The sequence below is a fragment of the Bradyrhizobium sp. 187 genome, assembly GCF_023101005.1.
GTDB lineage: Bacteria > Pseudomonadota > Alphaproteobacteria > Rhizobiales > Xanthobacteraceae > Bradyrhizobium > Bradyrhizobium canariense_D.
The window spans coordinates 575896-590290 of record NZ_CP064693.1 but is presented as its reverse complement, the minus strand read 5'-3'; the positions used below and the strand labels follow the sequence as shown (position 1 = coordinate 590290).

The 14395-nt window shown below is 65.5% G+C and carries 16 protein-coding genes and 1 pseudogene; 8 read left to right on the top strand and 9 right to left on the bottom strand.

The window, feature by feature from the left end:
• Positions 1 to 49 precede the first annotated feature (49 nt).
• The 3 genes from IVB19_RS02875 to IVB19_RS02865 are packed head-to-tail and all read right to left on the bottom strand — an operon-like array spanning position 50 to position 1864.
• Positions 50 to 853, bottom strand: a complete 804-nt coding sequence (locus tag IVB19_RS02875; protein WP_247821016.1) for an ImmA/IrrE family metallo-endopeptidase — start codon at positions 851 to 853, stop codon at positions 50 to 52.
• Complete coding sequence (locus IVB19_RS02870) at positions 853 to 1278, bottom strand: hypothetical protein (RefSeq protein WP_247821015.1); 426 nt, start codon at positions 1276 to 1278, stop codon at positions 853 to 855. The genes IVB19_RS02875 and IVB19_RS02870 overlap by 1 nt, the downstream gene beginning before the upstream one ends.
• Entirely contained in the window at positions 1268 to 1864 is a 597-nt protein-coding gene (locus IVB19_RS02865) for a hypothetical protein (RefSeq protein ID WP_247821014.1), read from the bottom strand. Before IVB19_RS02865 ends, IVB19_RS02870 begins: the two co-directional genes overlap by 11 nt.
• 146 nt (positions 1865 to 2010) lie before the next feature.
• Here IVB19_RS02865 and mblB point away from each other — a divergent pair, with 146 nt between their 5' ends.
• Both mblB and cap2-3 read left to right on the top strand, forming a co-directional pair.
• The gene (gene mblB, locus IVB19_RS02860) at positions 2011 to 3141 is read left to right on the top strand and encodes an anti-phage 6A-MBL system MBL-fold protein (protein ID WP_247821013.1); all 1131 of its coding nucleotides are present in this window, start codon (positions 2011 to 2013) and stop codon (positions 3139 to 3141) included.
• Positions 3142 to 3143: 2 nt separating this feature from the next.
• The gene (gene cap2-3, locus IVB19_RS02855; protein ID WP_247821012.1) at positions 3144 to 5399 is read left to right on the top strand and encodes an anti-phage 6A-MBL system cap2_3 protein; all 2256 of its coding nucleotides are present in this window, start codon (positions 3144 to 3146) and stop codon (positions 5397 to 5399) included.
• 15 nt (positions 5400 to 5414) lie between these two features.
• Here cap2-3 and IVB19_RS02850 read toward each other — a convergent pair whose 3' ends face one another.
• Complete coding sequence (locus IVB19_RS02850; RefSeq protein ID WP_247821011.1) at positions 5415 to 6374, bottom strand: ComEC/Rec2 family competence protein; 960 nt, start codon at positions 6372 to 6374, stop codon at positions 5415 to 5417.
• Positions 6371 to 7675, bottom strand: a complete 1305-nt coding sequence (locus tag IVB19_RS02845; RefSeq protein WP_247821010.1) for a patatin-like phospholipase family protein — start codon at positions 7673 to 7675, stop codon at positions 6371 to 6373. Before IVB19_RS02845 ends, IVB19_RS02850 begins: the two co-directional genes overlap by 4 nt.
• 70 nt (positions 7676 to 7745) lie before the next feature.
• Here IVB19_RS02845 and IVB19_RS02840 point away from each other — a divergent pair, with 70 nt between their 5' ends.
• From IVB19_RS02840 to IVB19_RS02825, 4 genes are all read left to right on the top strand, one after another.
• Positions 7746 to 8123 carry a hypothetical protein gene (locus IVB19_RS02840; RefSeq protein ID WP_247821009.1) on the top strand — a complete coding sequence of 126 codons (378 nt, stop codon included), beginning with the start codon at positions 7746 to 7748 and terminating at the stop codon, positions 8121 to 8123.
• A 10-nt stretch (positions 8124 to 8133) separates the two neighbouring features.
• Complete coding sequence (locus IVB19_RS02835; protein WP_247821008.1) at positions 8134 to 8583, top strand: hypothetical protein; 450 nt, start codon at positions 8134 to 8136, stop codon at positions 8581 to 8583.
• A 2-nt stretch (positions 8584 to 8585) separates the two neighbouring features.
• The gene (locus tag IVB19_RS02830; protein WP_247821007.1) at positions 8586 to 9305 is read left to right on the top strand and encodes an SOS response-associated peptidase; all 720 of its coding nucleotides are present in this window, start codon (positions 8586 to 8588) and stop codon (positions 9303 to 9305) included.
• An 89-nt stretch (positions 9306 to 9394) separates the two neighbouring features.
• Entirely contained in the window at positions 9395 to 10183 is a 789-nt protein-coding gene (locus IVB19_RS02825; RefSeq protein ID WP_247821006.1) for a hypothetical protein, read from the top strand.
• A gap of 73 nt (positions 10184 to 10256) precedes the next feature.
• Here the strand turns inward: IVB19_RS02825 and IVB19_RS02820 are convergent, their stop codons facing one another.
• On the bottom strand, positions 10257 to 11225 hold the full coding sequence (locus IVB19_RS02820) for a phospholipase D family protein (protein WP_247821005.1): 969 nt from the start codon (positions 11223 to 11225) through the stop codon (positions 10257 to 10259).
• 212 nt (positions 11226 to 11437) lie between these two features.
• Between IVB19_RS02820 and IVB19_RS02815 the strand changes: the two genes are divergently transcribed.
• The gene (locus tag IVB19_RS02815; protein WP_247821004.1) at positions 11438 to 11704 is read left to right on the top strand and encodes a hypothetical protein; all 267 of its coding nucleotides are present in this window, start codon (positions 11438 to 11440) and stop codon (positions 11702 to 11704) included.
• Between the two features lie 222 nt (positions 11705 to 11926).
• Positions 11927 to 12271, top strand: a complete 345-nt coding sequence (locus IVB19_RS02810) for a response regulator (RefSeq protein WP_247821003.1) — start codon at positions 11927 to 11929, stop codon at positions 12269 to 12271.
• A gap of 30 nt (positions 12272 to 12301) precedes the next feature.
• Here IVB19_RS02810 and IVB19_RS02805 read toward each other — a convergent pair whose 3' ends face one another.
• The 3 genes and pseudogenes from IVB19_RS02805 to ku form a co-directional block, all read right to left on the bottom strand.
• Entirely contained in the window at positions 12302 to 12985 is a 684-nt protein-coding gene (locus tag IVB19_RS02805; RefSeq protein WP_247821002.1) for an HAD family hydrolase, read from the bottom strand.
• Positions 12985 to 13304: pseudogene (locus tag IVB19_RS02800) on the bottom strand (hypothetical protein). Before IVB19_RS02800 ends, IVB19_RS02805 begins: the two are co-directional and overlap by 1 nt.
• Positions 13301 to 14239: a non-homologous end joining protein Ku gene (gene ku, locus IVB19_RS02795; RefSeq protein WP_247821000.1), complete on the bottom strand. Its 939-nt coding sequence runs from the start codon at positions 14237 to 14239 to the stop codon at positions 13301 to 13303. The pseudogene IVB19_RS02800 and the gene ku overlap by 4 nt, the downstream one beginning before the upstream one ends.
• Between the last annotated feature and the right edge of the window lie 156 nt (positions 14240 to 14395).

Sequence of the window (14395 nt, the reverse complement as noted above, 5' to 3'; positions counted from 1 at the left end):
AGCGAATTCGGTTCGGTTAAACGCAAGCTCATAAATTCCGCGCTTGTCTTCAGTTTCTTCGCTTGTACGACCAGGAAGAGTCTTGTTCCTCCATCATCTCCGCATCCGTAAACGTTAGGAGAGTGAGGATCTCGTCGTTCGGCAGAGGGAACGTGTGCTCGAACATCTGGTGGCGCTCGGCGCCGCGGCGGTCGAACCAGGCGTCAGCATCGATTTTCCGCGGGTGCGTCTGTTCGACCTTGGAGCCGTAGAGGGTCTCGAAGGCATAGCTTTCCCGGTCCAGCTCGTCGCGCGGAAACCAGCGGTCGGGAACGCAGGGTGGCCGGAGAAACCACTTCCGTCCTTTCCGGCCATGGCAGACGAGCATGGCGTGAAACTTGTTGCTTTGGACCAGGCGGATCGCGGTCGCGGTACGGCTCGCCTTGAAGGCAGTCGAGATCTCGCCGACGGTCTTGAGGTTCAGCACCTTGTATTGGGCGATGACCGGCCGAAGGATGTAGGCGGGCAGCAGAAGCTCTGATGCGAACTGGTCAGCCACGGATTCCGGATTGGTAGCTCCCCTTGCGCCGAAGCTACCTATGTCCTTCGACCTGCAGACGAGAAGTTGTCCGCGATGGTAGATCCAGTGTCCGATTTCGTGCGCCACCGAAAAGCGCCGCCGCTGCGGGATCCTAGTGTCGTCTACGGATATGATCGCCTTGTCGCCGCACCCGCAGATCCGCGCCTCGCACGATTTGAGCGGCCGATACTTCACCTTCGCACCCACGCTCCATGCTACGGCCTCAAGGTCAATCTCCTCAGGCTTCTCTATCCCCAACGACCGCAACAACCGTTCGGGTGCCGAGTAACTCATCAGGTCCCTCCTTCACCCTCCCCCGGAATGGCTCCCAATTCGATGAAGTCGGCCATTATCCCTTCGGCATCGTCGTCGAGCGATCCGGTCTCGTTACGGGCCGCCATCGTCAACTTGCTGGCCGCCTCCTGGTTTCGCGCGAGTATGCCCCGAAGACTGGCTTGGGACGCGCCGCGCACGGGCCGCATCGGCGGTTTTCTCGAATCCATCTCCATCTCGCGCCGGATGGCCGCCATGCGCCGTCTTCCTACGACGAGCTGGGCCCGATCGAGCGCCGCGAGCCCGGACCTGCCGACCTCTTCCAAGTCGATGCCGTCCTCGATCGCCTCCTTCAGGAGCTCCTCGTCCGAAATCGAGGACAGATCGTCCAGTACGAAGTCGTCCATCCTTTCGAGCCGATCCCTCGCCTTCTTGTCATCGGACATGGGGGTTCCTTTCGGCATAGTCGTTCAGGCGGCGGCGCACGAAACGCCTCTTGGAATCGAAGTCCTTCTGCGGGAGCTCCAGCAACTCCCGGAGTTCCTGGCCTTCGACCCCGTCGATGATCCCATCGAACATCATCTCGGCCGTCGCGTCTCCGTCAAAGGCAGCGACGACCTCGGCCAGGATTTTTTGGGCATCCATGGTCGAAGCCGCGGGATCGGCGGGCTTCGAAAGATCGGTCAGTCCGGAAACCGTACGCTGCTGCTGCTCCAACTCTTCGGACAGATGCACGTGGCCTTCGGACCCGTCGGCCTCTGAGGCGATGCTGCGGATCGCGTTTCCCAGGAAGGTCGTCACCGCGACATTCCTGGGGCAGTTCCGGCGGCCGTCAAGGCTTCGGACCAGGGCTTCGTTCTGAAGCTCGCGCCATTCGAGACGGCACCGCTTGGAGAAGTGGATCGCCGCCTTCCTGACCCGCAGCCAGTCCAGCGGTGTGAACGCGGCGATCAGCGTCCGGAGCTCGTCCGGCGAGTAAGTCCCGCCGTCCGGCCGGCCTTCGGCTGATTCCTCCATCACGGCGTTCGGCATCTCTTCCCTGGAACCTTGCCATCTCCGGCTTAGGCGCGGCCCGCCACCCGGCGCGGACAAGAAAAATCGATGTCCGCGTGGACCGCGAGGGCACGCCTAAACGCATGATGACACAGTTCCCGCCACCTACAACCCAGGGAGGTCAAATGACCGCCAAGATCACGTTCTTTCCGCTCGGTAACGCCGACACCACCCGAATCGACCTAGCCAACGGCCAGACGGTCCTGATCGACTACGCCAACATGCGCTGCGCCGACGACGATTCCGACCGCCGGTGTGACCTGCCGGCGCTGCTCCGGCGGGCGCTCGACGACACCGACCGTGAAGACTACGACGTCGTCTGCTTCTCCCACCTCGACACGGACCACGTGAAGGGTGCCGCGGACTTCTTTTGGTTCCGCCATGCCTCGAAGTACCAAGGCGACGACCGTGTCAAGATGAACGAGATGTGGGTGCCGGCCTCGGTGATCACCGAGGACGGGCTCGACGGCGACGCCCGCGTCATCCGGCAGGAAGCGCGCTACCGGCTAGAGAAGGGCGAGGGCATCAAGGTCTTCTCGCGGCCGGCGCGCCTCCACGACTTCCTGGCCTCGCGGGGCCTGACGGTGGCCGACCGGGCCCATTGCATTGTGGACGCCGGCCAGACCGTGCCGGGGTTCAGCAAGACCGGCGGCGCCGGGGCCGAGTTCTTCGTCCATTCGCCGTTCGCCTGGCGCGTCAACGACCGCGAGGTCGAGGACCGCAACCAGGATTCCATCGTCTTCCAGGCCACGTTCGACGAGGGCGGCAACGAGACCTACGCCATCTTCGGATCCGACGTCGACTACGACACCCTCTCCAAGATCGTGCAGACGACGAAGCGTCACGGACGGGAAGACCGGCTGCTCTGGGACGTGCTGAAGCTCTTCCACCACTGCTCCTACCTGTCCCTCGGCCCGGACCGCGGCACCGACGAGACCGTCGCGGTGCCGGACGTGAAGTGGCTGTTCGAGGACCGAAGCCGCGACGGATGCATCATCGTGTCCCCGAGCTGGCCGATCCCGGTCAAGGGCACCACCGAGGACAAGGACGTCCAGCCACCGCACCGCCAGGCCGCCAACCACCACCGGCGCGTCGTCGACGACAAGGCCGGCGACTTCAAGGTCACGATGGAGTCGCCGAACGCGACGTCGCCCAAGCCGCTCGAAGTCGAGATCACCAGCCGCGGCACCCGCCTCAGCGTCGTGGCGCCGACCGTGATCGGCACCATCACGTCGACCTCGGCCCGGGCGGGCTGACCATGCTGCACCCGTGGCTCGGTCTGTGGGGCGAGGAGTGCGATCCGCACGATCTCCGGATCCCGCTCGCCTCGCAGCTGATCCGCCTTCTGTCGACCGACGGCGGTGGCGTCGCCGAAATCCGGGGCGCCCGCCGGTCCGGGCAGGCCGAGGTGCTGGTGCTCGACGTCCGGACGGGCCGCCCGCAGCGGCCCGCGTACCCGCTGGACCGGACCGAACCGATCGCGATCCTGTTTCCGCAGGAAGGCGCACCGCCGATCGTGTTGGCGCTGCGGGCCGACTTCCCGGACACGCCTCATCAGAACTGGGTGCCGGAGCACATCCCCGCCTGCCTGTGCGTCGACGACCGTCCGTGGGTGGAGGCGAGGCTGACCTACACCGCGGGAGGCCTGCTGTACCGCATCCTGAACTGGTTCAAGCTGGCCGGGATGGGAGAACTCCACGAAGCCGGCCGGGCGCCGGACCCCTACTTCACCGGCGCGACCTTCGAGATCATCCTGCCCGCGTCGGCGACCGACGACGCCGGTCTCGTCGGATTCATCCAGGCGGGCAAGCGGCATCCCGTGATCATCGCGGAGACGTATTCGCCCGAGCGCCACGGGTCAGTCTCCGTCGGCGGCATCGTCATGACCTCTTACGCGATCCCGCCGCAGCACATGCGGCGGCTGCGGCACGCGCCGACCACCCTGGAAGGACTGGCGGCCGAACTGCGCGGACACGGCATCCACCTCGTCGCGGATCTCAGCGCCAGGATCGACGGATGGGCCGGCGTGCAGCGGCGCGACGCCTTCCGCCTCGCGTCGAGACTGGCCGTCGTGCTGAAGGTGCCGGTGACCGACCCGACGTCAGGAGAAACCACGCGCACGGACAATCTGGCCTTCGTGACGGACCAGTCCCTCGGCGAAGTCGGCGTCGCGATGGGCCGCCTGCTCGAGAACCGCTCGGACGTGGGCGACCGGCAAGGATTCGTCCGACAGATCGTGCCGGCCGTCACGGGCGCCGGCGGTCTTGCGACGATCACGCTCCGCACCGCGATCGCGCACGGCGAATTCGACGCGCGGACGGCGGCGACGATGTCCGGCCTCGATGCCCCCGACAACCGCAAGGCCGTGATGGTCGGAGCCGGATCGATCGGATCGAACCTCTCGGAGGCCCTCGTCCGCGAAGGGCGCTTCTCCTGGACCGTCGTCGACAAGGACTACCTGCTGCCGCACAACCTGGCGCGGCACACGCTGACGCTGCAGTCGTCCGGCGCCTTCAAGGCGGACCACCTCTCCGCGAGGATCGGCACGTTGCGGTCCGGCATCGCGTGCAAGGCGATCGTCGCCGACTTCCTCGAACCGCACGACGCCGAATTGACGGACGCGCTCGCCGCCGCAGACGTCATCATCGACACCTCGGCCTCCGTTCCGGTCGCGCGCGCGATCTCGGATCTGGAGACGGACGCGCGCCGCGCCAGCGCGTTCTTCAATCCGGCTGGCACCGCTGCCGTGCTGCTGGTCCAGGACCGCGCCGGCGATGTCGACCTGCGGTCACTTGAAGCCGCGTACTACGCGGAGATCCTGGCGAGGGACGAACTCGCCGACCACCTGTCTCAGTCGGCCGACGCGATTCCCTACGCTGGCGCCTGCCGCTCGGTGACCAACCGCATTCCCGCGGCAAGGGCGATCACCCTCAGCGGGCTGGCGGCCACGGGCCTGTCGAAGGCCATCGACCGGGACGAAGCGCTCGTCCGGGTTTGGTCGCTCGCCGAGGACGGCGCCGTCGGCGTCGTCACGAGACGCGTAGAGCCGCCGCTCCGCCACGCGTCGCTGTGGCAGATCGTGCTCGATCCAGAGGTGGAGCGACGGCTCCGGAGCATGCGTGCGGAAAGACTTCCGGTCGAGACCGGCGGCGTGCTGATGGGCGTGGTCGACGTCGCCGCGAAACGCATCGACGTCGTCGACGCGTGGGATCAACCGCCCGACAGCCGCGGATCGCTCGCCATCTTCGAGAGGGGTACGGGCGGCCTCGGGCGGCGCGTCTTCGCCGCGATGGAGCGCACGCTCGACCAGGTCAGGTACGTCGGCGAGTGGCACTCGCACCCGCGCCACCATTCCGCCGACCCCAGCACGATCGACGTCGCGCAGATCGCGTGGCTGACCGACAGCCTCGCGTCCGACGGATGTCCCGCGCTGATGATCATCGTCGGCGACGAGGGCATCCGGGTCTGCATGGGCACGACGCTGGACTCCCTCAAGGCCGACATGTCGCGATAGCGCCGGCGGCGGCGGTCAGCGCGGCCAAGTCCGCTTGGCGGCGTAGCGCTGGCGGAGCGTGTCGTCGTTTGCGTCCAGAATGCCGCTCTTCTTGGAGAACAGGCCTTCGACGCGCGACGATTCCTTGGTCGACCGCCCGATGAGGTTGATCACTTCGTAGCCGCCGGTGTGGTCCCCCGTCGAGCGTACGATGACGTCGCCGGTCTTCGTGGTCTTCAGGTGGATTCCCTGTTCGTGCAGCAGGTCGCGGATCTCCTGGCGGGGGTGGTCGTACATGTTGTCGTAGTCCGACGAGCAGATCGCCACGTCCGGTTCGATGTGGTTCAGGAATTTCTTGGTGGTGAAACCGTTGTCGGCGCCGTGATGCGCCAGGATCATCACGTCGACCTCGCTCCTCAGCACGCGCTGGCGCCGGAGCCTGGCGCCGATGATCGGCGACATGACGTCGCCGAGGCTGAGGACGTTGAAGCTACCCTTGCGGAAGAGCTTGACCGTCGAGTTGTCGTTGGCGTTCTCAAAGATCTGCACCGGGTTGTAGAGCGTGTCCCGGAACGCCTTCGCCGAAGCCGGCTCGAGGCCTTGGATGTACTGCGGCGTGATGTGCCTTATGATCGGCGTCGTGCCGGTGTTGCGGCGCCTCGACCGGTATTCGGCGATCATCTCCAGGCATTCCTCGCCATGGCCGGAGTCCTTGTACGGATCGTAGCCGGGACACTCGATCTTCATCGGCCGTATCAGGTTCAGCAGGTCCGGAAGTTCGTGCTTGTTGCAGTGATCGGCGTCCCAACTGGTGATGTGCAGGACGTCGGCGTGGTCGACGCCGCACCTCACGGTCATCTCATGCTCGACCTGCGCGCGGCTCTCCTCGGTGAGCCGGGCCTCGATCATCGTGAAATGCCCGTCGGCGAAGTAGGAGAACGACGATCCCGCGGATCCCAGGTGGTAGGCGCGGAAGCGCGTGCGGATGCTTCTCATGAACGGTGGTCCTGCCAGAAGTGCGGCGTCCCGAACCGCGGGGCGGCGTAGGTGGTCAGCGTCGCATCGGCGACCTCGAATCCTTGCCTGGCGAGCGCGTCGAATCCCGCGGCGGAGAGCGCCCTGAGGTCCGTCGGATACTGGAGCGCCGTGGCCGCCTGCTCGTCGGTCTGGAAGCGGTCGTAGAAGCCGACCGGCCGCCCGAGACCGTTCTTGACGTCCACCGCGCGCACCGAGTTGCCCATCCGCAGCAGCACACCGTCGACGGTGCCGGACGCGATATCCGCGATCAGCACCCGCGACCGCAGCGCGCGTATCTGGTCGCCAGCGACGTCGAACAGGCGCGGGCTCGACAGTCTGCCGCCGAGCAGCGCCGCCAGCGGCGACCTTCCCGGCGGCCGCAGCGGACCGGATGCGTCGCTGCAGATCAAGAAGTCGCAATGGCGCAGGCCCTTGCCCGGCTTGGTGACCGCTTCGAGGCCCATGTTGTCGTAGGCGCCGCCGTCCCACAGCCGGACCCGGTCCCGGGACGGGGCGCGCGTACGGACCTGCTTGCCCGTGGCGGGATCGGTCTCCCACCACCCCGCCGGCGGCAGCGGCAGATTGACCGCGCCGATGACGTAGGGGACCGCTGCGGACGCCGCGGCTGCGACCGCCAGCGGCACCTCCGGCGCGTAGTGGCGGCCGAAATTCCAGTCGCCCATCTCTCGCTTGGCGAAGCGCCAGTTCTTGCCGGTCTCGATGCAGGTCGCGTTGATGAGCCAGTGCGGCGCGTTGGGCAGGTCCGCGAGCGTGCCGGAAACGCCCCAGTTCCGCTCCAGGAGCCGCGCGAGCACCGATGCGCGGTCGCGGATCAGACCGACGTTGAAGTCGAGCAGTCCGCGCCAGCCGATGGCGCCGAGACTGAAGAGATCGCAGGACGTCATCCTGGCCCGGACGGCCGGGTAGACCTTGGTCAGGAAATCCGTCGAGGAAGGCCACGCCATCCCGGATCCGGACATGATGGCCGCCGTCACCAGGCTGCCACCGGAGACCGTCGAGACCACCGATACCTGCTCCAGCAGGCCGTCGGCTGCCAAGCGTCTCAAAACCCCAATGTGGAAAGTCGCCGCCCGCACGCCGCCGCCCGACAGGGCTAGGCCGATGCGCGGCGCGCCCCCGTTCCGGGGGCTCGATGTCGTCGCTTCGCCGGTGTCGGTCCCTTCCACGCGCGGACTCCATAAAGGCTTGGCCGGCAGAAACCCTTCCCGGGCCGCACGGTCGATACCGAGTTGGGCGCGGCAATCGGCCGATGCGGACATCGCAGGCTGGACTCTTATGTTCTTGTTATGTTCTATTCAAGAGATGACCGACCGCCCCGCGAGCTGGCGCATGCCGACCCGAGCCCAGATGGATAAGATGGCTCGTGCCGTCGGGAGGAGCGCGCCTCCAGCGCCCGGGCTGGCTCCGGACGCTGACCTGCCGCCCGAACACTGGCAGGCGTTACTGCAGGACGCCTGTGCCGACGTCAGGGGGCCGGCCCCTGCTGCGCCCGGACGCCTGCAGCAGCTCGGCCAAATTCGCCAGCATCTACTGAGGGTGGGCTGCCGGCGCTGCAGCAGGACGGTCGAGATCCAGACGCTGGACGCGGTCCGGCTGTACGGCCGGGACGCCCTTTGGAAGGACGTCGGCCAGCGCCTGCTGGACAACACGTGCACCAACCGGACCGGCAGCCACGAAGACGATGGCTGCTGGCCCTCGTTCGACTAGCGCGCCGGCGATGGCGCCGAAGCACCATCCCACCCCGCTCTCTGGAGGCGACCGCAGGGCGCTGCAGAAGGAGCTCGGCCGGGCCCGTGCGATGACGACCATACTCGCGGCTCAGTCTGCCGATGCCCGGGCCAAGGGCGAGGCCCTGATCAAACAGGCTGACCGGCTCCTATGCGAAAGCTGGAACGAACGCATGTGGGCTGACGGCGGCCCGATCGACCCTTCGCCAACCGTCGACCAGGCGATCGGCGGCGGCTACCCATGGCTCGAGATCGAGTGCTCCCGCTGCACGACCAAGCGGGATGTCGACTTGGCCGCGTTGCGCCATCCGCCGACCACCTTGGTCCACGACCTGGCGAGCCGGCTCCGCTGCAGCAAGTGCGCCAAGGCCAATCGCCGGCCGCCGGCGACGCTGCTACAGTTGGCGCAGCGCCCCCGCCAGGCCGCTCCGGAGACCTGACGATGTGCAACCTCTATTCCATCACCACCAACCAGGCGGCAATCAGCGCGCTGTTCCGCGTCGTCAACCGGTACGTCGGCAACCTGGCGCCGATGCCCGGCGTGTTTCCGGACTACAAGGCGCCAATCGTCCGGACCGGCCCCGATGGCCGCGAGCTCGCGACCGCGCGGTGGGGCATGCCCTCGTCGGCGCACGCGCTCATGGAGGCGACCAAAAAGCGCGCCGCGAAGCTGGACGCCAAGGGCCAGACCGTCGACTTCAAGCAGCTGCTCAGGATGGAGCCGGATTCCGGAACCACCAATATCCGCAACGTGAAGAGCAAACACTGGACGCGCTGGCTCGGCGTCGAGAACCGCTGCGTGGTGCCGTTCAACAGCTTCAGCGAGTTCAACAAGGCCGAAGGCGGCGACATCTGGTTCGCGCTCGACGAGACCCGCCCGCTCGCCTGTTTCGCCGGCATCTGGGCGAACTGGACGTCGGTCCGGAAGGTCAAGGAAGGCGAGACCACCAACGACCTCTACGCGTTCCTTACAACGGAGGCCAACGCCGAAGTCTTCGCCATCCATCCGAAGGCGATGCCCGTGATCCTGACGACGCCCGAAGAGGTCGAGACCTGGATGACCGCGCCGGCCGACGAGGCCTTGAAGCTGCAGCGCCCGCTTCCGGACGGGACGCTCAAGATCGTCGCCCGCGGCGTGAAGGAAGATCCGCCACATAAGTAATATGCAACGGTCTCGTGGTGACCGCCGCGCACAAGCAGGAACGCTTCCGGCGCCGCTAACGGGATCATCGCAAACAAGGGGGACTCGAAATGGAAATCGCCGCCGCATTCAAAAACGCCATCGCGAAATCCGGCAAAGACGCCGCACCGCTGCTCATCGGCTCGGAGGGGCGCTACTCTCTCGAGTACGTACCGTTCGAGCACGTAAACACCGAGGCGAGGTTGGTGATCGTAGGCATCACGCCCGGACCGAACCAGCGCGACGACGCCTACGTCGAGGCGAAGCTGCTGCTGCGCCGGGGACTGACGGACGAGGAAATCCTCAGCAGAACGAAGAAGCATGCGGCCTTCGGCGGGCCGGCCATGCGTCCCAATCTCGAGCGCATGCTCGATGCGATGGGCGTCATGGACCTCGTTGGAGGCGGTCGAGCGGCCGAGCTCTGGGCAGGCCGGGCCGATCTGCTCCACGCCACGTCGGTCGTCCCGCATGCGGCTTTCGTAGGTCGCAAGCCGTTCGCCGGCTCGTTCGAGGAAATCCTGCGTATCGAACTGCTGCGCTGTTGCTTCGAGCGGGACTTCCTGCCGACCTTGTCCGGCCTCGCCCGCGATGCGCACTACATCGCGCTAGGGCCGACGCCAGCCGCGGCGCTGTCGTTCGCCGCCGACAAGGGACTGATCGACCGAAGCCGGATTCTCGGATGGTTGGCGCATCCGTCGAGGCAGGGCGGCAGCCAAGTTTCGGTCTATCTCGGCGAGAAGAAGATCTCGGAACTCGACCCGAAGGATCCCGTCCGGCATCGCGCCGCCGCGCTCGTCGCCGCGGCGGAGGATTTGCGAACGCGCTTGGAGGCAAGCCTGGACGCGCGGGCTGTCGCATGAATCGATGCCACGGCGCCTTTCGCGCTGCGAGATCGAGAAGACTATTCGGTCGCCGTCCCGGACGGTCGCGTGCTCAGCTCCGGCACATCCGCACCAAAGCTCCCAGCTCCAGCAGACCGTTGGGACGTCTTCGGGCCGCCAGGATGAGCCTAGCGGCGTTCTTCTCGATGCTGCGTTTCTCGTCAGACGACAGCTTGAAGCATCGAGCGCCGATCGTGATGGAGGGCGTCCGGTATGCGAACTGAACGTCGGACTCGGAAAGTTTCAGGACCCCGCCTTCCCAGACCCGAAAGATGCCGCGGAATGTCGGCTTCTTGGAATTGATGAATGAGCAATCGAGCAGCCAAGCCCTCGCCGGCATCTTGTGCCAGTCCTCGTACGTCGTCAGCGTGTTCGATCTCACTAGCACGCCATCCTCAAACCGCTCGGTCTTCTTTTTCGCTCTCCATTTCTTCTGCTCTGCCGATGCCTCGCGGGAAATGTAGCCGTCGTATATAGCAAGGAAGATCTTCTCATCGCGGAAGATCGACCTGTCTTCGGCGAACGCGTCGAACAGGGTGTGGCTTTTGAGCGACAACACTTTCGTCGCTCTGATCCTACTCTCCCATTTGAGCTCGGCGTCTTCCATCAGTTCTTTCGTTATCGGCCTTGCCTGCTTCCATAGGGAGTCAAAGCGCTCGCCGGCGCGACGGACTTCGTTCTCCTGATCGAACAGGATGTTGGCTTCCCGCCAACCCTTCGCCACGGCGGCGTCGACCACGAGCCCATTGGCCGACGCATTCGAGGAGCCGACCACGACGCGGTCGGGGGACCAGTACATCTTTGCGTGGAGTTGAGCGTGGGTCTTGATCTTGAACTTCTTTGAAGTGCGAATCTTTCTTATTTCTGCTGGATTACACGCGCCCGACTCCAGATTGCAGATGATGCGGCCGCTCTTCGCTCCCGACAGTCCCAGCGTCTTCGACGCGTCGAGGCCCCAAAAGGCTACCGCCAAACGCAGGTCGCTGCAGCCCTTCGCCATCTTGCGGATCGGAGCGATCACGGACTTCTCGTCTAGGAGCCTTGTCGAGCCAACTCGAGTCATTTGTCTGTTTCTTTTCGCTCGAGGTCTTGCTGATGTCGGCCCGGCCGATCTTTAACGGGAACGGAACACGTGGACAAGGTTCAGCCCCGCCGATTGCGAATCCCTGGCCTGTGCTAATCGCCCGGAACGAGCAGGCGGGCGAAGGATTCGTCCTGGCAGGAGCTATCTCGATGCTGAAGACGAAGGAACGACGGCCGGCGCCCCGCACGCCGCGGGGCTGGGCCATCCACGTGCTGCAGGAGGCGGGCGCCATTCACGAATGCGAGGAGCACGGCTGGGCGAAGGACCGAGCCGACCCGCACGCGCGCGAACACGCTTTCGATCTCGCAGGCCAGGACCCGCCGGCTGGCCTCTCCGCGGCGGACGCCGTGGCGGAAGTCCGCGATGTCCTCGACTCGATCGGCGACACGTGCCCGGAATGCCTTCCGGGCAGATGATCTGGCCTGCTGCCGCGTCTAGGCATTCAGCGCGCCGAACGCTTCTCGACCGCTCGGTGCGGGGTCCCGACCGCCTGCGGTTTTCTGCGTGGCCTTCTTCGCTGCAGCCCCGGTCAGGCATCCTCTCTTCAAGGGTCTGCGCGACGACCTGAAGGTGGGACGGGAGCGAGCCTCGAACCAAAGGGGCGATTCCGGATTGACCTCCAGGCCGAGGAGACCGGAATGTCGAACTTCGTAACTCTGCTCGTCGAGGACGACCCGCTGCAGCGGGAGATCATGTCCGATCTGCTCCGGGACGAAGGTTTCGAGGTGGTCGAGTGCGCGACGGCCGAAGCGGCGGAGCTCATCGTGACTTCGACAGGCCCCGAATTGCAGGCGCTGATCACCGATCAAAACCTGGCCGGCAACATGACCGGTTCGGACTTGGCGGACTACGCGCGGGGGCGTCATCCCTGGCTCAACATCGTCGTGATGTCGGGCAACGTCGTTGACCGGCTGCCGCCGCGGACGGTATTCCTCAGAAAACCCTTCGCTCCTCGCGAACTGCTGGACGCGGTCAGAAACTGACCGGGGCGTGGCCAAGGTCCGTTCGGTCGTTCAACTGACCGAGTTACATTTTTGCCCCGCAAGCAACGACTGATCGAAACGAGCGAACAGCGACGCCGGCCCCGGATGCACCTCTACGCATTGGGCTTGCCGCAGCGACTGCTCCGTAAACCCGCCGCAGAGAACACCGATCGTACGGATACCGGCCCTCCGGGCGGCCTCCGCATCGTAGGGCGTGTCTCCGATGGCGACGGCGTCGGCGCCTTCGAGCTTCAGTTTCCGGAGCACGACCTCGAAGATGTCCGGCGCCGGCTTGGACTCCTCGGCGTCTTCGGAGGAGGCGGTGACATCGATCAGATCGGCGACGCGCGCAATATCGAGGTATTCGGCGAGCTCGTCTTTCTTGGCCGACGAACCGACGGCGATCCGGACGCCGGCGTCGCGCACGCGCTTCAGGAGATCGGGCACCGCGGTAAACGGGCGCACCAACGGCAGGTATGCGCTCTTGAACCGCCGCCCGCGCCACTCCTCCAGATCCTTGCCATGATCCCGTTGCGCGTCCTCGGTCAAAAAATGAGGAATCAGCTTGTCGCCGCCTTTGCCGATCTGGCCCCGGGCCTGTTCGAAGCTCACGTCATGGCCGAATCTCAACATCGCTTCGTGCCACGCGAGCGCATGAAGATCCACCGAGTCCACGAGGGTCCCGTCAACGTCGAAGATGGCTACCTTGGGCATCATGTTCCTCCGGAAAAGCACCGCCCTATTTCCGAATACCAGTGGGCGTAGGGCGTGTTCTTCGCCATGTGCCGGTTGAGGTCCGGCGAGCCGTCGGTCCACCAGACAGCCCCGCGTTCGCCGAGAGCCCGCTTGGCCTCGTCGACGGCTCGGGGGGCTGCCGCCTCTACATCCTGGTCCTGGTCCGCCTTCGCGGCGCGGACGGCGCGCCTAGCCGTCATCAACTTCTGCGTCAGCTTCAAGCTCTCGGCTTCGCCCGGGCCGGGAGCCGGCCCCGGACGACAAAGTAGCGTCCGTCGGGCGTTACCGGATACTTCACGCGGACTTCCGCCGCGCCCCTGCTGCGGGCTTCTTGGCGGCGGCCTCCTTGGCAGGTTTCTTGCCGGCGATGGGCATCAGCATCTCCTTCTGGCTGGCCAACGCCGTCTTGGCCTTCTTGGCATTCTTGGCTGGCCTCTTAGGAGCCTTAGTCTCAGCCGCGGCGCCGCCGACGCTCTTGCGCAGTGCGTCCATCAGATCGACGACGTTCTCGCCCTTGGGCCGATCCTTCGGCACGATCGGCTTACCGGCGCGCTTCTGATTGATGAGGTCAACGAGCGCCGTTTCGTACTGGTCCTCGAACTTGTCGGGCTCGAAGTTGCCGGCCTTCTGCTCGACGATATGTCGGGCGAGGTCTAGCATGTCTTTGGTGACTTTGACGTCATCGATCTCGTCGAAATATTCCTTCGGATCGCGAACTTCGTACGGGTAGCGCAGCAGCGTCCCCATCAGGCCCTTGTCGAGCGGCTCCAGCGCGATGATGTGCTCGCGGTTGGTCAGCACCACCCGCCCGATCGCGACCTTGTCCATCTCCCGGATGGTCTCGCGGATCACAGCGAAGGCGTCGTGTCCGACCTTGCCGTCCGGCCGCAGGTAGTAGGGACGGATCAGGTACCGCGGGTCGATGTCGGCCTTGTCGACGAACTCGTCGATCTCGATGGTGCGGGTGGATTCCAGGGCGACATTCTCCAGCTCCTCCTTGGTGACCTCGATGAAGGTATCGGTGTCGACCTTGTAGCCCTTGACGATGTCCTCGTTCGGGACCTCGTCGCCGGTGTCCGCATCGACCTTCAGATACTTGATGCGGTGGCCCGTCGCCCGGTTCAGCTGATTGAAGGAGATCTTTTCGCTCTCCGACGTCGCCGGGTACAGCGCCACCGGGCAGGTGACGAGCGACAGGCGGAGGAAGCCTTTCCAGTTGGCGCGGGGGGCCATTTACGCGTTACTCCGAGTGACGGTGATGGACTCAAGACGAACGGGGCCGAGCGGTTCCGACATGGGCCGAGCCAGTCAACAGGAAAATCGGCCAGCTGCCCGCAGCACGCCCGATAACGTCGTGAATCGCTTGTTTTCGAGGTACCTCGTGGAGGT

Excerpts from the sequence above, each read along its gene's own strand:
- IVB19_RS02875 (WP_247821016.1), bottom strand. The coding sequence starts at position 853 with ATGAGTTACTCGGCACCCGAACGGTTGTTGCGGTCGTTGGGGATAGAG.
- IVB19_RS02870 (WP_247821015.1), bottom strand. The coding sequence starts at position 1,278 with ATGTCCGATGACAAGAAGGCGAGGGATCGGCTCGAAAGGATGGACGAC.
- IVB19_RS02865 (WP_247821014.1), bottom strand. The coding sequence starts at position 1,864 with ATGCCGAACGCCGTGATGGAGGAATCAGCCGAAGGCCGGCCGGACGGC.
- mblB (WP_247821013.1), top strand. The coding sequence starts at position 2,011 with ATGACCGCCAAGATCACGTTCTTTCCGCTCGGTAACGCCGACACCACC.
- cap2-3 (WP_247821012.1), top strand. The coding sequence starts at position 3,144 with ATGCTGCACCCGTGGCTCGGTCTGTGGGGCGAGGAGTGCGATCCGCAC.
- IVB19_RS02850 (WP_247821011.1), bottom strand. The coding sequence starts at position 6,374 with ATGAGAAGCATCCGCACGCGCTTCCGCGCCTACCACCTGGGATCCGCG.
- IVB19_RS02845 (WP_247821010.1), bottom strand. The coding sequence starts at position 7,675 with ATGTCCGCATCGGCCGATTGCCGCGCCCAACTCGGTATCGACCGTGCG.
- IVB19_RS02840 (WP_247821009.1), top strand. The coding sequence starts at position 7,746 with ATGCCGACCCGAGCCCAGATGGATAAGATGGCTCGTGCCGTCGGGAGG.
- IVB19_RS02835 (WP_247821008.1), top strand. The coding sequence starts at position 8,134 with ATGGCGCCGAAGCACCATCCCACCCCGCTCTCTGGAGGCGACCGCAGG.
- IVB19_RS02830 (WP_247821007.1), top strand. The coding sequence starts at position 8,586 with ATGTGCAACCTCTATTCCATCACCACCAACCAGGCGGCAATCAGCGCG.
- IVB19_RS02825 (WP_247821006.1), top strand. The coding sequence starts at position 9,395 with ATGGAAATCGCCGCCGCATTCAAAAACGCCATCGCGAAATCCGGCAAA.
- IVB19_RS02815 (WP_247821004.1), top strand. The coding sequence starts at position 11,438 with ATGCTGAAGACGAAGGAACGACGGCCGGCGCCCCGCACGCCGCGGGGC.
- IVB19_RS02810 (WP_247821003.1), top strand. The coding sequence starts at position 11,927 with ATGTCGAACTTCGTAACTCTGCTCGTCGAGGACGACCCGCTGCAGCGG.
- IVB19_RS02805 (WP_247821002.1), bottom strand. The coding sequence starts at position 12,985 with ATGCCCAAGGTAGCCATCTTCGACGTTGACGGGACCCTCGTGGACTCG.
- ku (WP_247821000.1), bottom strand. The coding sequence starts at position 14,239 with ATGGCCCCCCGCGCCAACTGGAAAGGCTTCCTCCGCCTGTCGCTCGTC.